The sequence below is a fragment of the Paenibacillus sp. XY044 genome (assembly GCF_002257645.1).
Taxonomy (GTDB): Bacteria; Bacillota; Bacilli; order Paenibacillales; family Paenibacillaceae; genus Paenibacillus_AQ.
In genome coordinates, this window is sequence record NZ_NQMO01000001.1 from 1288803 (window position 1) to 1305000 (window position 16198).

Genomic DNA, 16198 nt, shown 5'->3' on the forward strand with positions numbered 1-16198 from the left:
GCGTTTGATGATTCAGCAAGGGGAGATTTCAATTTTTCCGTGGAAAAGGGGAGTGTAGTGTTCATGAAGAAACGTGTTTACCGAGGCTGGTTCAGCTTGATTGCACTGGTGCTTGTCCTTGCAGGCTGTTCCGGAGGAGCATCACCAAACGATTCGGGAGCAGACGGCGGAGCGACGGGTCCAAGCGGGGAAGGCGGAACCGTTCCGATCAGCGTATTCGTCAATACGGACGGCAACATCGACTATAAGACAAACCAGTTCACCAAAGTGCTGGAGGAAAAAGCGAACGTCAAGCTGCAGTTTACCGAGGTTCCTTATGACGGCGCGGCGGAAAAACGCCAAATTTCCCTCGCCAGCGGCGACTACCCAGATTTGTACATGCTGATCCCGTGGGTCGACAAGTTCTCCCAATCGGATCTGGTGAAGTTCGGGCAGCAGGGCGTGATCGTTCCCCTGAACGATTTGATCGATCAATATGCTCCCAATATCAAGAAGGCGCTGGACGACCACCCGGATTACAAAGCGATGTCCATCGCTCCGGACGGCGACATCTACGGGCTGACCATGCTGAACGAATGTTTTCACTGCTCTTACCCCAACAAAATGTGGGTCAACACCAGCTGGCTGAAGAAGCTCAATTTGGAGGTCCCCAAAACGACGGAAGATTTCAAGAAGATGCTGGAAGCCTTCAAGACCAAGGATCCAAACGGCAACGGCAAAGCCGACGAGGTTCCTCTGAGCGGTTCCATCGAAAATTTTGGCGTGCACATTCTACCTTTTCTAATGAACGGTTTTATCTATGATGACGATAAATACTATCTGACGGTGAATGGCGATAAAGTAGACATCGCGGCCAACAAGCCGGAATGGAAGGAAGGACTTGCCTATGCCAGGTCGCTGTATGCCGAAGGCTTGATTGATCCGGGGGCATTCACGCAGAACGCAGACGCGTTCAAGCTGATCGGCAACAATACCGCAACCGAGCTTCTGGGTGCGGGAGCATCGATGCATCCGGCCATCTTCACGGATACCGGGGACGGCAACAAATACAGCTCCCATTACGACGCCATTCCTCCGCTGCAGGGGCCGCATGCCGCCTATGCCACGTTCAATTACCCGGTAGAACCGGGAGCCACCTTTGTCCTGACCAACAAAGCAAGCAAAGAGGTACAAATCGCCGCCATCAAAATGCTGGACTATATTTATACCGAAGAGGGACAGCTGCTGGGCAACTATGGCGAGGAGGGCAAGGACTGGGTGAAGCCGAAAGACGGGGATGTGCCATTGAACGAAAAAGCCAAACCGATCTTCAAGACGCTGGAGCAACCGGCGGGTTCTGAGCCGCGGAACAGTGCGTGGGGAGCCACCGCCCAGTACGACCATACCCGGGAGTTCCGAGACGGCTGGATCCAGGAAACCGATATTTATAAAAATTCGGGTTATGAGCGCAGATTGCAGGAAGCGACCTACTTGTACGAGAATAAACAACCTAAGGAGGTTTACCCAAACTGGTCGGTCTGGATCGATCCAGCGGCAGCCGACGAACAAAGTATGCTGCAGCAAAATATTAAGGACTACGTGGATCAAAATGCCCTGCAGTTTGTCACCGGCGCCAAGAACCTGGATAAAGACTGGGATGCCTATGTCAAAGGGTTGGACGGGTTAAACCTGAAGCGGTATCTGGAAATCATGCAGCAGGCTTATGACACGACCAAAAAAGCAGAATGATGTGTGAACTTTTATAGAACCGGAGGGGAAGCATGAAACTTCAATATGACAATCCAGCCAAAGTATGGACGGAAGCGCTTCCGATCGGCAACGGCCGATTGGGAGCGATGGTATTCGGAGGCGTGACCGAAGAGCGCATCCAGCTGAACGAAGATACGCTGTGGTCCGGGTATCCGCGGGATACGAATAATCCGGAGGCGATGGAGGCATTGCCCCAGGTGCGCGAGCTCATCCGCAGCGGACAATATGAGGAAGCCGACCGCGCAGCGAAAGGGATGATGGGAGCCTACAGCCAGTCCTACCTCCCTCTCGGAGATCTGCATATCGAGTTTGAGCATGGAGAAGTTCCATTCACCGGCTACAAAAGAGAACTGGATCTCGCAGAAGGCATCACCCGAGTTGAATACACAATCAACGGGGTGCGGTTTACAAGGGAACTGTTCGCTTCCCATCCGGATCAGGTGCTGGTGATACGTTTGACTTCCAGCGCAGCGGGGCAGCTGAATTTGCGGGCAGCGCTCAGCAGTCCGCTGCGCAGCGTGACGGAAGCGGACAATGGCGCCCTGGTCCTCCGGGGTATCGCACCGGAACAAGTATGGCCCAATTATTACGGAAGCGATGATCCCATTATTTATGGCGATCCGGATACGACGGAGGCGGTGCGCTTTCAAGGAAGGCTGGCGGCAGTGACGGAAGGCGTCCAGGCTGCGGTCAGCGAGTCCGAAATCCGCGTTCAGGGCGCGACGGCAGTAACCCTTTATTTCAGCGCCGCAACGAGCTTCAACGGTTACGACAAACTCCCTGGAAGTGAAGGGAAAGATGAGAAGCGCGCAGCCATAGACGATTTGGACAGAGCCATTCAGGGAGCTTATGCGGGGCAGCGCCAGGCGCATATTGCCGATCACCGCGCATTGTTCGACCGGGTTCAGCTGTCGCTTGGGGAGAGTAAGGCGGGAGAAGAACTATCGACAGAAGATCGAATTGTCCGCTATGGTGCCGGCGATCCGGGGCTGGTGGAGCTGCTGTTCCATTACGGGCGGTACCTGATGATCGCAAGTTCGCGTCCCGGAACCCAGCCGGCGAATCTGCAGGGGATCTGGAACCAGGAAGTCCAACCCCCGTGGAGCAGCAACTGGACGCTCAATATCAATGCGGAGATGAATTACTGGCCGGCCGAAACGGCGAACTTGGCCGACCTTCATGAACCGCTGCTCCATTTTATCGGCGACTTGTCCCGGAACGGAGGGAAAACGGCAAAGACTCACTATGGCGCCCGTGGATGGACCGCCCACCACAATTCGGACATCTGGGCTTTGTCCAATCCCGTGGGAGATTACGGGCATGGCGATCCGGTATGGTGCATGTGGCCGATGGGCGGTGTCTGGCTGTGCCAGCACCTGTGGGAGCATTTTGCATTCAGCCGTGACGTGAAGTATTTGCGGGAACATGCCTATCCGATTATGAAGGAAGCGGCTTTATTTTGCCTGGATTGGCTGCATGACGATGGCAGCGGCCGCCTGATCTCCTCGCCGTCGACGTCGCCGGAGCATAAATTCAGAACGCCGGCGGGCGGCCTGGCCGCGGTCAGCGAAGCATCGACGATGGATCTGATGCTGATCTGGGACCTGCTCACCAATTTGATCGAAGCTTCCGAGACGCTGGGGGAAGACGACGCGATCCGGCAGGAATGGCTGAAAGCAAGGGAGCGTCTTCTACCGCTGCAGATCGGAAAGTATGGCCAGCTTCAGGAATGGTCTAAGGACTTCGAAGACGAGGATGTTCATCATCGCCACGCATCCCATATGTTCGGCGTGTACCCGGGCCGCCAGCTCTCCCAGCAGCAAACGCCCGAATTATTTGAGGCTGCCCGCCGTTCTCTGGAACGTCGGGGCGACGATGGGACGGGGTGGAGTCTGGGCTGGAAGGTCTCTCTGTGGGCCCGGTTCGGGGAAGGGGACCGTTCGCTTGCTCTGCTCTCCAATTTGCTGCGCCTCGTCCGTGAGGATGAACCGGATAATTATCACCACGGCGGGGTGTATGCAAATTTGTTCGACGCCCATCCGCCGTTCCAAATTGACGGCAATTTTGCGGCAACGGCCGGCATTGCCGAAATGCTGCTTCAGTCGCATCAGGGATATCTGCGTTTCCTTCCAGCCCTGCCTTCTACCTGGGCGAACGGATTCGTGAAGGGTCTTCGCGCACGCGGAGGGTTTGAGGTCAATCTGGTTTGGAAAGATGGAAGGATTGCCGAAGCTGAGATTGTCTCCCAAGCAGGTACAACCTTGACGATCTATTCGCAAAGTGCGCTAAAAGTCTCTGCGGCAGAAGACGACATTCCGGTTCAACAGACCGGAGAGAATTTATACTCATTTCAGACGGCCGCGGGAACGACGTACCGCATTGTGCTGGAGCCATCCCTTCAAAAATAACGATCCTGATGACGAAGCCCTGCCGATCTCTCGGCAGGGCTTTTTATGCCGCAATGGGCATGAACGCGAGCGATCTCTTTCAGGCGGAACGGCTTGGGATCCAGCCTGGCCTCATCCCCTGCGTCGAAAACCGGAGCGGTAGCTGCGGGGAGACATCCGGGTGACCGACTTGAATACTTTTTCAAAATGCGAAAAGTTCTCGAAACCCACATCCTCCGACACCCGAATGATGCGTTCGTCCGTCTCGCGCAGCTGGCGCTGCGCCTCCTTGATCCGGGTAATGCCAATATATTCGATCAGGCCAAAACCGGTATACTTCTTGAACGATCGGCTTAAATGGCTGGGGCTCAAATAAAATCTTTCACTCAGCCCGCCCAGGGTCAGGGACTCCCGGAAATGCTCCGAGATGTAGCTGGCGATGTCGTTCATGCGGGCTGCCGCGGGTGAGAACGTTTCTTCGGGATCGCCTTGCTTGTACGCCGCGGATTGCCTGGCAGCAAACAGCAAAGCCTGTGCCGAAGCATGCCGGACGGCCATCCGGTATCCGGGAGCCTCGTCCTGAATTTCCCGCAGCATTTCATAAAGCAGCTGCTCCATTCGAAGTTTGTCTGGATCCGACAAATGCACCACGCGGTGGGGACCGTGGAACGGAGCAAGCAGCAGCTCGGTCTCATCTTCTTGGAGCGGTTCAAAATAAGATTCGTTGACATATATGACGATACGCTCATGGTTCGGCACCCCGGTGTCGGATGTTTTATGCACTTCATTGCCCGGGATGAACACCAAGTCACCGGCACGTACCCGATATACCCGGTCTTTAATGAAGTAGAACCGTTCGCCGCCAAACAAATAATACAGCTCGTAATGTTTGTGCATATGATCCTCCGACATGGAGAAGTGTCCCTTGCGGCGGTTATACTCCACAGAAAAGGGATCGGATGCGTTTCCGTACCGAAGCTCCTGATTTAAAGCCATAATTGATCCTCCACAAGCGCAAAATATGCGGGGTTTTATTCATTCTAGCATAAATTGCGGGGACAATAAGCGGATTTTGCAGTAATCTTCAAATAAACAGATTCATATAAGGAGAGGGAATGATATGGCTAAAAAAACCTATGTACAGGTCGGAGCAGGCGGAAGAGCGGAGTTCTTTTATGGAGCGATTGCCCAGCGTTTTCGGGATTCGGCGGAACTGCTCGCCTTTTGCGATGTGAATCAGACACGCATGGATTACGCGAACAAGCTGCTGGCGGAGAAGTATGATTATCATGCGGTACGAACGTATAAAAGCGAGGCGTTTGAAGAAATGATCCGGACGGAAAAGCCGGATTTCGTCATCGTCACCAGCGTGGACCGTACGCATCACCGTTACATCATTCGGGCAATGGAGCTGGGCTGCGACGTCATCACCGAAAAACCGATGACGGTCGACGCGGCCAAATGTCAGGACATTCTGGATGCGGTGGAGCGAACGGGGCAAAACGTCCGGGTTACCTTCAACTATCGCTATGCGCCTCATCATACGAAAGCCCGGGAGCTGATCGCGGACGGAACCATCGGGGACGTGACCTCGGTCCACTTCGAATGGCTGCTGAATACGCAGCATGGCGCGGACTACTTCCGCAGATGGCATCGGGACAAGCGCAACAGCGGCGGCCTGTTGGTCCATAAGTCGACCCACCATTTCGACCTGGTCAATTTCTGGATCGGATCCGAACCGGAAACGGTCTTTGCCATGGGTAACCTGCTGTTTTACGGACGTGAAAATGCCGAGATGCGCGGAGTGACCAAGTTCTACGAACGGGCTACAGGCAATTCGAACGCCAAGGACGATCCGTTTGCGCTGTCGCTGGACAGCAATGCGCATTTGAAAGCGATGTACCTTGACGCGGAGTGGGAGGACGGCTACCGCCGGGATCAGAGCGTATTCGGCGACGGGATCTCCATCGAGGATACGATGAGCGTTATGGTTCGGTACAAAAATAAAGCTCAGCTCACCTATTCGCTGAATGCTTACATGCCGTGGGAGGGATACCGGATCGCATTCAACGGAACCAAGGGACGGATCGAAATGACGGTGATCGAACAATCCTATGTCAATTCCGGTGGAGACAAAGCTCTTGAAGGAGCAGTGAAGGGCGTGAATATCCTGGTATTCCCCATGTTCGGCGAGCCTTACAAAGCGGACTTCGAGGAAGGAGCAGGCGGGCACGGCGGAGGCGATCCTGTGCTGCTGAACGACATTTTCGGCGTGCCTGTGGAGGATAAATTCCACCGGGCGGCGAACCATATCGACGGCGCGCGTTCGATCTTGACAGGCATTGCCGCCAATCAATCCATCTCCACCGGATTGCCGGTAAAAGTCGACGATTTGGTGCGGTTTTACGGGGCAAAGTAACATGTTCGTCTGACAAAGGTCCAGACCATCTTGGCGGCAGCCAAGGTGGTCTTTGGCTTCATGATGCGGTAATGAGAACCAAAGACACTGACCGGTAAAGATCAGTGTCTTTGTCATTTTCAACGGAGACTTGTTGCTGCCGAAAATGAAGTATGCCAGGAGGGCATGGAATACAAGTGTGAGCATGATTTGGTATGATGTGCACAGCGCCCAATAGAAAGCGCTGTCAGAATAACGAAAGGAAGGTTCGGCATGTTCTATTCGCTCAGAAGCAGGCTGATTTTATTTTTCGTATTATTGTTCGTTTTATCGTTCGGCGTATTGTCCCTTCTCATTTTCAACGAATCCCGCTCCATTATCCGTTCCTATATTGAATCGTCTGCGCTCGAGAAAATGAACGAATACGGTTCCTATATCGACATGGTTCAGACGCAAATTTACGATTTGGCTTCCCTGGTCTTTAACAGCGACCAGACCGATGCATGGGATAACGTCGTTTCGGATTCGTCGTCGACGGAAGGAGAGAAAATGCTTGCCCACATTCAGATGAGCAAGTTTCTGACGCAGACGACCAACAGTTATACCAGCATCTCGTCGGTTGCGCTGTACCGCCGGGACGGAGTGTGGGTCAGCATGGACAACCAGGTCATCAAGGAAGATTCCTTTCTCGAGCAGTCCTGGTACAGACAGTTTCGGGACGAGACGGTCCGCTGGGTGCCGGCGCACACGGACGATGTGGAATTGAAAATCCGCCGCAGCGACCATCCGGTCGTCAGCATGCTGATGCCGATCGGGGCATTTGAGCCGAAGCAGGCGAAAACGGTGCTGAAGGTCAACGTGAGCGCGGATTATTTTCTGGAGCCGCTGAGCCGGATCCATTTGGGCGAGAGCGGGACGATGTATTTGATCGACCAGCACGGCAGCCCGCTCTTGGCTCAAGCGGATTATGAAACGAGCGCCAGTCCTTCCAAGAGTGAGATCACCAAGGCACAGGCAGGCAGAAACAAGCAGGGCGTCGTCTATTTCCGGAACAGCCGGGGGGAAGCCCAAATCCTCGTATACAAAAAGCTGGCTCAAAACGGATGGATGCTCGTCGGCATCGTACCGGAGGGCGATCTGTACGCCCCGCTCCTTAAGCTTCGCAACAGTATTATCGTGATGGCAGCGGTGCTGCTGCTGGTCTCGCTTTTTATTGCCTTCTGGCTGTCGAACGGAATTACGCGGCCGTTGTCGAGGCTCGTCTCCGCCATGCGGCATGTACAGCGGGGAGACTTCGACAGCGCGGAGAGCCGTCTCCCGCAAGCAGGTACCGTCCGCAATGAGGTCGGCTTTGCCACGGCGACGTTTCGTAACATGATCGGAAGACTGAGGCAGCACATTAAAAACGAATTTGAATTGAAGCTGCTCCGGCAGCAGGCTGAATATAAGGCACTGCTGATGCAGATCAATCCGCATTTTTTGTTCAATACGCTGGAGCTGCTCAGCAGCCTGGCGATGCAGAGGCGGACGGACGATACCGTGAAGGTTATCGAGTCGCTCGGTAAAATGCTGCGCTTCGGCTTGCGGATAAGCGACGATTTGGTCGCCTTGAAAGAGGAGCTGAAATACGTTCATGATTATGTGTCCATTCTGCGGATCCGCTTCGGAGACCGGCTTTGGCTGACGGTGGATGAAGACGGGATGCCGGAACACGCGGCCTGCGTCAAGTTTATTCTTCAGCCTTTGATCGAAAATGCCGTGAAGTACAGTTTTGCGCACCACACGGAAGCCCGAGTATCTGTCAGGGTATGCCGAAGAGAGGATCGCTTGGTGATGACCGTTGCGGACAACGGACCTGGCATGACGGAGAAACAAATCAGCGAGCTGCTGAAAGAAGCGGACGACGCCCGGCCGGAACGAATTCTGGCCAGCCGGGAGCGGAAGATCGGACTCGGCAACGTCCTTGCACGGTGCCGGCTATATTACGGTTCCTTGTTCGAGGTCCGTCTGGATTCAAAGCCCGGTGGGGGAACCCGCATTGAATTGATGTTACCGATACAGGAGGTGCGCAGCAATGTATCGCTTATTGATTGTGGATGACGAGCCGGAGATCCGTCAGGGACTGCGGCTCAAGATGGATATGGACGGCCTTGGTGTTGCATTGGCGGGCGAGGCATCGAACGGCATGGAGGCGCTGTCCCTTTTGGAGAACGGCGATATTGAGATTGTCCTTACCGACATGAACATGCCGCTTATGGGGGGCGTGCGGTTTATGGAAGTATGCCGGGAACGGTGCCCGAACGTCAGGGTCATCGTCATTACCGGGTATGAGGATTTTCAATACGCACGGGCTGCGCTTCGCTGCCAGGCCAGCGAATACCTGCTGAAGCCGGTTGCCCGCGATGAGCTGAATTCCGTCCTGAAGAAAGTAACCGCTGAGCTGAACCGGGAACGGGAGAAAGCGGAGCTTGAGGCCAAAGCACAGTGGGAGTTGTCGCAATATTACGAGGAGATGAAGGAACAATTTATCCTCCGGCTTGTCCGCTGGGAGTCCGAGAGGGAGAGCGTTACAACGGACCGGGCCCGAAGATACGGGCTCAGCGGGTGGGATGAACGCCCGGTGCGTTTCATGACCCTTGGCTTCAAAGTGCGGGACATCGAATATGCACAGGACCGGACACCGGATCAATTTCTTCTCCCGCTGGAGAAGATGTGCCGTGAAAAGGCATGGGACGCAGCCGGAATTTGCGAGGCGTTCCGGGACGGGCACTATCCCGGGCTGATTCATGTGGTTACCGTGGAGTCCGTGAACTGGCTTACTTCATTTGCAGATCACCTCCGGACGGAAGTGAAGCGTTTGCTTGGCTTTGAACTGGACTGCGGAATCGGTCAAGCCGTAACGGGCTTCAACGCTTGGAAGGACGGTTATCTCTCATCACTTGTCGCTTGGAACTATGCTGACGGCAGTGTGCTTGCCGAATCCCACCCCCAATCAACCGATATGACGACAACGACCGCGGATGAGATTAAAGTCATCGAACGGTACCTAGCCAAAGGTGAGTATGATGCGTTCGGACAGGCTGTCCGCCCCATTCTCCGGCAGGCGTTTAAAGGATCTGGAGCAAGTAGGGTTAAAATCATTTTCCAGCTGTATCTGGTCCTGGAATCGGCAGCGAGCGATTTGTTCGTAACGATGGAGAGCTCGGAACAGCTGTGGATGCGTCCGGAGCTGGCATATTCATTAGATTCGGTGGATAAGGCGTATGCATTTCTTGCAGGGATCGCCCGGAAAATCACGCAACAGCGAAAAGAAGGTGCAGACGCTGCCGATATCAACCTGATCGAATCCGTCCGCCGTTATATTGATGACCATTATGCGTCGGACTTGAACTTGAGTACGATGGCTGAGCGGTTCAACTATCATCCCTCTTATTTCTCGGAACTGTTCAAGAAACGGGTCGGCCGCACCTTTATTGGGTACTTGACCGATGTGCGGATGGCGCAGGCGATCCGGCTGCTGGAAGATACCCAGCTCAGTCTGTGGGACATCTCCGAGCTTACCGGCTTCAGCAATGCCAGTTACTTCAGCTCCAAATTCAAACGGATTTACGGCATGTCACCGTCGGATTACCGCGAGAGATGACCTGAAAAAATTAATAGTGAAGTGCCGAAAAAATAGAATTCAGCGCAAGCCGCATCTTGCTTATGATGTTCTTACCAACATTAGAAGGAGGATTCGAGATGCGAACATCACGCAGGCTGCCGATCCATACGCATAACCGCACGGCGTACGCATTTTTGCTGCCCTGGCTTATCGGCTTTTTTTGCCTTACGCTCGGACCGATGCTCGGCTCGCTGTATTTGTCGCTGACCAAATACAATTTGCTGCGTCCGCCCGAATGGATCGGTTTCGCCAATTTCAAGCAAATCTTTACGAATGATGCGACGTTTACGCACTCGCTGCAATTGACATTCGTTTACGTGCTGCTGTCCGTACCGCTGCGCATCATCTTTGCACTGCTCGTGGCGCTGGCGCTAAACAAGGGAATTCGCGGGCTGGGCATTTACCGGACCGTTTATTACATTCCATCTCTTCTCGGAGGAAGCGTTGCGATTTCTATCGTCTGGCGGCAAATCTTTGACAGCGAAGGCGTCATCAATGCCGTTATCGGCTGGTTCGGTTTGGAGGGGCCGTCCTGGATCGCCAATCCGGATTACCTGATTTATCCGATCGTCACGCTGTCGGTCTGGCAGTTCGGCTCGGCGATGGTCATATTTTTGGCGGGCCTGAAGCAGGTTCCAGCCGACCTGTATGAAGCGTCCCAAGTGGACGGTGCCGGAAAAATACGCCAGTTCTTCAACATATCGCTGCCGATGCTGACGCCGGTCCTCTTTTTTAACCTGATCATGAGCATTATCAATTCGTTCCAGGCGTTTACACCGGCTTACGTCATCGGCGACGGTCACGGAGGACCGCTGGATGCCTCGATGTTCTACACGTTGTACCTGTATTTGAAAGGCTTCTCCTATTTCGATATGGGGTATGCGTCGGCGCTGGCCTGGATCATGCTGCTCATTATCGCCGTCTTTACCGGCATCATTTTTGCCACGTCGCGTTTCTGGGTGTTCTACGGCGATGGGAAAGAGGGGAGGTAAGCCGTGCTGACGATGAAAGGAACTTATTCGCGGGCAATCAGGCATGTGCTGATCGTACTGGTCGGAATGGCGATGCTGTATCCGGTGTTGTGGCTGCTGAGCAGCTCCTTCAAACCCAACCAGGCGATTTTTACCGATACCGGATTATGGTCGCACACCTTTACGCTCAATAATTACAAAAATGGCTGGAAGGGTTTCCAAGGCGTATCCTTCAGCCGCTTCTTCGGCAATTCGGCGCTGATTTCCATCCTGTGCGTGCTGGGGAACATCGTCACCTGCTCGCTCGCGGCCTACGCTTTTGCCCGGCTGGAATTCAAGCTCAAAAAGTTGTGGTTTGCGCTGATGCTGGTGACGATCATGCTGCCGTACCATGTCACGCTTGTGCCGCAGTATATCATTTTCAGCAAGCTGGGCTGGATCAACACATATGCCCCGTTGATATTGCCCAAATGGCTGGCTCACGACTCATTTTTCATTCTGCTGATGGTTCAGTTCATTCGCGGCCTTCCGCGGGAGCTGGATGAGAGTGCGACGATCGACGGCTGCGGGCAGGGCAAGCTGTACCTGCGGATCATTCTGCCTTTGCTGACCCCGGCGCTCATCTCGACCGCGATCTTTACATTTATCTGGACATGGGACGATTTCTTCAGCCAGATGATTTACATCAGCGATATCAAATTGTTTACGGTGCAGCTCGGCATTCGTGCGCTGTACGATCCATCGGGTTCATCCGATTGGGGGGCGCTGCTGGCCATTTCCGTACTGTCGCTGCTGCCGATTACGCTGATTTTCCTGATGTTCCAGCGGTACTTCCTTGAAGGCATCGCGACGACAGGGCTGAAGTAAGGCCGTAAGCGGGATTCGTCATTCGCAATAAGGAGAACAGAACGTCTTGGCATTATCAAGAATCGTGTAAACGCTTCATAAATCAAAACGATGGAGGAGAATGGAAATGAAAAAAAGATGGTTCGTAACAGTGCTGGCGTCCATGACCGTGCTGCTGTCGGCATGCGGCAGCTCGGGCGGTCCGGCCGCTTCCAGCGGATCTGGCGGGGATGGGAATTCCGGAGGAGACCAGGTTGAGCTGCGAATGATGTGGTGGGGGGATCAGGCGCGGGCGGATTTGACGAATAAGGCGCTTGAACGGTTCGAACAGAAGCATCCGGACATTAAAGTCGTGGGCGAGTTTGCGCCGCAGGACGGTTATTTCGACAAGCTGAATACGCAGTTGGCTTCAGGAACGGCCCCAGACGTATTTTTTCTAGGCGGCAATGTGGTGGACTATGCCAACAAGGGCGTCCTACTAGATCTTCAGCCCTCCGTAGGCAATGAGCTAAAGCTTGACGATATGGACTCGACGATGGTGCAGTACGGTACGATCAACGGCAAGCTGGTGCACATTTCCGCGGGTGCCAACGCCCGTGGAATCGTCATCAACAAGACGCTCTTTGAAAAAGCAGGCATCGAAGTGCCGCAGGATGGCTGGAATTGGGATGATTACGCCCGGATCAGCAAGGAAATTTCCGACAAGCTGGGCAAAGGCTACTATGGGACTTACAATTTCACGACCGACGGCATGGACATTTATTTGAAGCAGAACGGCAAACAGCAGTATGACATGGCAAACAACAAGCTTGGCTTTGAAGAAGCCGATATTCTGCCATGGTTCCAGTACTGGGATCAAACGACGAAGGCAGGGGGCGTGGTCACGCCGGAGCTCCAGGTCTCCAATCCGCCGATGGATGCGAGCAAGTCCCTGATCATCAAAGGAAAAGTAGCGATGACCCTGCTTCCGTCCAATATGCTGGCCTCGTATCAGAGCCTGACTCAGGACGAGCTGACGATGGTGCAGGTTCCGCGCGGACCGAAGGGAACCGGCGTCGTATTTGAGTCTAGCCAGGGCATGTCCGGTTATGCAAAGACCCAGCATCCGAAAGAAGTAGCCGAGCTGATGAATTTCTGGATCAACGATCCGGAGGCGGTAAAAATATTGGGCAGCAACCGCGGCGTACCGGTGACGGCGGAAGGCCGCAAGACGCTCGAGGCCGAGGCCGGCGCAGCCGACAAGATCGTCTACGACTTCACGAGCCGCGTGTCCGAAGCGAACAAGAAGGAGCCTTTTGCCATCAGCTACAACCCGCCGGGGAACGCCGAATTTATCAAGCTCGCGGATAATACGGTTCAACTGATCGGCTTCGGGAAAGAGGGCGTGGAAAAGGCGGTGTCGGATTTCTACGCAGGGACGGTAAAAATTTTCCAAAGCAATCAGTAAGCGCCGGGCTGTGACACCGATCCTATGAAAAATGCCCCGTTAGGTCCTACGCTTCGGTGCGACCTTGGCGGGGCTTTCTTTAGATATAAGAAAGTAGAGAAAGCGAGGAGAGGGCTAATGCATAAGAGTGGGCTGCTTCATAAATTAAGGACAATGAATCTGGATCAACGGATCGGAGAGACCGGGAAAGCGGCGGATCACGCGATTGCTGCCGAATGGAAACGGAGCGGCGTAAGGTTTGCTGCTTCCGAAGGCAAGCTTGAGGAAGTCTATTACAAGGCGCTGCGCAGACTGTTTGGCTGCATCGCCCTGGTAAACGGGATACCGATGCTGCAGGAAGGAGGGATATATCTTGGATGCTGGCTCGAAAGCACCGGCACGATCAACGCGGAGCTGCTGTCGCGTTTTCTGCCGAGCGTATCGCAATCGACGTTCCGATCTTTTGCGGTCCACCAGCGGGCGGATGGACTGATCCCATACAAAATAACCGGAGACGGGCCGGCTTACCGTCAAATCCAGCTCGTCACGCCGCTTGCCCGCAGCGTCTGGAATCATTATTTGCTGCAAGGGCGGGATCAAGCGTTTCTGCGGATGATGTATCAAGCGATGGAGCGATATGACCGGTGGCTGGCCACACATCGGAATACGCGAGGGACCGGCTGTGTCGAGGCATTTTCGGCCTTCGATACAGGCCATGATCTGTCGCCGCGTTTCTGGCATGTGCCGGATACGCCGCACCGTAGCGATCCGGGCCGGTATGATCCGGATTCGCCTGTATTACCGTTCCTGGCGCCAGACCTCACGGCGAACGTATATTGCCAACGCTTGTATTTGGCCAAAATCGCCGAGGAATTGGGCTTGCCGGTCAGCGAGTGGATCTATAAAGCTGAGCAGAGTGCAGACAGCCTCTTCCGGTATTGTTTTGACGAGGAAGATGCCTTTTTCTACGACCGTGACCGCCAGAACCAATTTGTCCGCGTTCAGTCCGATATTTTGATGCGCGTACTCGCGTGCGAGGTCGGGGACCGCGAGTTCTTTGATGCCATGCTGTCAGGATATTTGCTGAACACGCGCAAATTTTTTGCCAAATACCCGTTTACTTCCATTGCGATGGATGATCCGCGGTTTGACCCGTTCTCCAGCTACAACAGCTGGGCGGGACCGTCCAACTTCCTCAGCCTGATCCGGGCTCCGCATGCCTTTGAGCATCATCACCGGCATGTCGAGTTGACATGGGCGATGCAGCCGATCTTGTGTTCATTGGCCAGGGCCGAGCGTTTCGCGCAGACCGTCAGTCCCTGGACTGGGGATGAGGGCTTCACCGAGGCCTATTCGCCGGCCATTCTGTGCCTGCTCGATTACGTGGAGAGGCTCTGCGGCATCCTGCCAAGACCCGATGGGGAAGTCTGGTTTACGGGGCTCATCCCGGCTGCGATGGATCACGGGGAGGAGATTGCCGGCGAGACGGCTTATGCACGATCCGTGGACAGGGTACTCTATGAGCTGGTCAATATGCGCGACAAGTCTCTGATTTACCGGGCAGGACAACCATATATGACGTTTCCATCGGGCGTCAGGATCATCACGGATCGGGCGGGAGGCTTGCTTGGGATCCTTGGAATAAGTGTGCGGACGGTCGATGGCCGACTGGAATGGGAAGGCCGAAGCATTCCTTTTTCCGTCAAAGGGAATGAGTATCTCAGGTACTGCGATGGAGAACTGAAACAAGCGAGAGATGTTGGAATCATCTATCCTACATATTCGTAAAGGAGGTTCCGCAAATGAACAAGAAAGAGATTCAAATCCGGGATCCGTTTGTATTACCTGTCCACGAGGAAGACAGATATTATTTATACGGCAGCACCGATGTCAACATTTGGGGTCCGGGAACCGGATTCGACGCCTATGTTAGCAAGGATCTGGAGGATTGGGACGGGCCGTATCCCGTATTCAGACCTGAAGCCGATTTTTATTCCGATACGAATTTCTGGGCACCTGAGGTCTATTCACTGCATGATAAGTTCTACATGTTCGCCACGTTTCGCCGCCGCGATAATAGGCGCCTTGGAACGTCGGTCCTGTCGGCATCCGGTCCGCTGGGTCCTTTCGTGCCTCATAGCCGCGGTCCTGTCACTCCGGAAGCCTGGAGTTCACTGGATGGGAGCCTGTTTACGGATGCAGAAGGACAGCCGTGGATGATCTTCTGCCATGAGTGGCAGCAGATCGGGGACGGCGAAGTATGCGCGGTGCGATTGAGTTCTGATTTATCTGAGGCGGCTGGAGACCCCATAACGCTGTTTCGGGCGTCTGAAGCGCCGTGGACGACGCCTTACGAATCCCCTCGCTATCAGGATACGGCCAATTATGTCACGGACGGTCCATTTTTGTTCCGCGGCGAATCCGACGATTTATATATGCTTTGGGCCAGCTTTATCGACAACTGCTATGCATTGGGAGTCGCACGGTCGGCGACAGGAAGCATTTTTGGTCCATGGATTCATCAGCCGGAAGCACTGTATCGCAATGACGGAGGGCACGGGATGGTCTTTCGGACATTTGACGGTCCTCTTGTATTGACCATTCATGCCCCCAACCGTACGCCTGACGAACGGCCGTTATTTTTGCGGATTGGGGAAACGGCGGGGCGGATTATGGTGGAAGAATAAAGAAAGACTCCGCCGGTTATTTACCGGCAGAGTCTGTTATGAATGAGCCTATTGGATTCGTTTAACGGTC

At 54.2% G+C, this 16198-nt stretch carries 11 protein-coding genes; 10 read left to right on the forward strand and 1 reads right to left on the reverse strand.

Going from position 1 to position 16198, the window contains the following annotated elements; translation table 11 throughout:
* Positions 1 to 63 precede the first annotated feature (63 nt).
* Together CJP46_RS05970 and CJP46_RS05975 are read left to right on the forward strand one after the other, a co-directional pair.
* Entirely contained in the window at positions 64 to 1728 is a 1665-nt protein-coding gene (locus tag CJP46_RS05970) for an ABC transporter substrate-binding protein (RefSeq protein WP_094594639.1), read from the forward strand.
* A 32-nt stretch (positions 1729 to 1760) separates the two neighbouring features.
* Positions 1761 to 4157 carry a glycoside hydrolase family 95 protein gene (locus tag CJP46_RS05975; protein WP_094594640.1) on the forward strand — a complete coding sequence of 799 codons (2397 nt, stop codon included), beginning with the start codon at positions 1761 to 1763 and terminating at the stop codon, positions 4155 to 4157.
* 111 nt (positions 4158 to 4268) lie between these two features.
* Here the strand turns inward: CJP46_RS05975 and CJP46_RS05980 are convergent, their stop codons facing one another.
* Positions 4269 to 5132 carry an AraC family transcriptional regulator gene (locus tag CJP46_RS05980; RefSeq protein WP_094594641.1) on the reverse strand — a complete coding sequence of 288 codons (864 nt, stop codon included), beginning with the start codon at positions 5130 to 5132 and terminating at the stop codon, positions 4269 to 4271.
* Positions 5133 to 5256: 124 nt separating this feature from the next.
* Between CJP46_RS05980 and CJP46_RS05985 the strand changes: the two genes are divergently transcribed.
* From CJP46_RS05985 to CJP46_RS06020, 8 genes are all read left to right on the forward strand, one after another.
* Positions 5257 to 6555 (forward strand): Gfo/Idh/MocA family oxidoreductase, encoded by a 1299-nt coding sequence (locus CJP46_RS05985; RefSeq protein WP_094594642.1) that lies wholly within the window; start codon positions 5257 to 5259, stop codon positions 6553 to 6555.
* A 252-nt stretch (positions 6556 to 6807) separates the two neighbouring features.
* Entirely contained in the window at positions 6808 to 8634 is a 1827-nt protein-coding gene (locus CJP46_RS05990; protein WP_094594643.1) for a cache domain-containing sensor histidine kinase, read from the forward strand.
* Positions 8609 to 10177, forward strand: a complete 1569-nt coding sequence (locus CJP46_RS05995) for a response regulator (RefSeq protein ID WP_094594644.1) — start codon at positions 8609 to 8611, stop codon at positions 10175 to 10177. Before CJP46_RS05990 ends, CJP46_RS05995 begins: the two co-directional genes overlap by 26 nt.
* Positions 10178 to 10275: 98 nt before the next feature.
* Complete coding sequence (locus CJP46_RS06000) at positions 10276 to 11190, forward strand: carbohydrate ABC transporter permease (protein ID WP_094594645.1); 915 nt, start codon at positions 10276 to 10278, stop codon at positions 11188 to 11190.
* A 12-nt stretch (positions 11191 to 11202) separates the two neighbouring features.
* A complete protein-coding gene (locus tag CJP46_RS06005) occupies positions 11203 to 12036 on the forward strand; it encodes a carbohydrate ABC transporter permease (RefSeq protein ID WP_094595095.1) in 834 nt (277 codons plus the stop codon).
* A gap of 106 nt (positions 12037 to 12142) precedes the next feature.
* Entirely contained in the window at positions 12143 to 13462 is a 1320-nt protein-coding gene (locus CJP46_RS06010; RefSeq protein ID WP_094594646.1) for an ABC transporter substrate-binding protein, read from the forward strand.
* A gap of 117 nt (positions 13463 to 13579) precedes the next feature.
* On the forward strand, positions 13580 to 15229 hold the full coding sequence (locus tag CJP46_RS06015) for an MGH1-like glycoside hydrolase domain-containing protein (protein ID WP_094594647.1): 1650 nt from the start codon (positions 13580 to 13582) through the stop codon (positions 15227 to 15229).
* Positions 15230 to 15243: 14 nt separating this feature from the next.
* Positions 15244 to 16128: a glycoside hydrolase family 43 protein gene (locus CJP46_RS06020; protein WP_094594648.1), complete on the forward strand. Its 885-nt coding sequence runs from the start codon at positions 15244 to 15246 to the stop codon at positions 16126 to 16128.
* The last annotated feature ends 70 nt before the right edge of the window (positions 16129 to 16198 follow it).

Bases quoted from the DNA above. Each gene is read 5' to 3' on its own strand.
- CJP46_RS05970 (WP_094594639.1), top strand. From the start codon at position 64: ATGAAGAAACGTGTTTACCGAGGCTGGTTCAGCTTGATTGCACTGGTG.
- CJP46_RS05975 (WP_094594640.1), top strand. From the start codon at position 1,761: ATGAAACTTCAATATGACAATCCAGCCAAAGTATGGACGGAAGCGCTT.
- CJP46_RS05980 (WP_094594641.1), bottom strand. From the start codon at position 5,132: ATGGCTTTAAATCAGGAGCTTCGGTACGGAAACGCATCCGATCCCTTT.
- CJP46_RS05985 (WP_094594642.1), top strand. From the start codon at position 5,257: ATGGCTAAAAAAACCTATGTACAGGTCGGAGCAGGCGGAAGAGCGGAG.
- CJP46_RS05990 (WP_094594643.1), top strand. From the start codon at position 6,808: ATGTTCTATTCGCTCAGAAGCAGGCTGATTTTATTTTTCGTATTATTG.
- CJP46_RS05995 (WP_094594644.1), top strand. From the start codon at position 8,609: ATGTATCGCTTATTGATTGTGGATGACGAGCCGGAGATCCGTCAGGGA.
- CJP46_RS06000 (WP_094594645.1), top strand. From the start codon at position 10,276: ATGCGAACATCACGCAGGCTGCCGATCCATACGCATAACCGCACGGCG.
- CJP46_RS06005 (WP_094595095.1), top strand. From the start codon at position 11,203: ATGAAAGGAACTTATTCGCGGGCAATCAGGCATGTGCTGATCGTACTG.
- CJP46_RS06010 (WP_094594646.1), top strand. From the start codon at position 12,143: ATGAAAAAAAGATGGTTCGTAACAGTGCTGGCGTCCATGACCGTGCTG.
- CJP46_RS06015 (WP_094594647.1), top strand. From the start codon at position 13,580: ATGCATAAGAGTGGGCTGCTTCATAAATTAAGGACAATGAATCTGGAT.
- CJP46_RS06020 (WP_094594648.1), top strand. From the start codon at position 15,244: ATGAACAAGAAAGAGATTCAAATCCGGGATCCGTTTGTATTACCTGTC.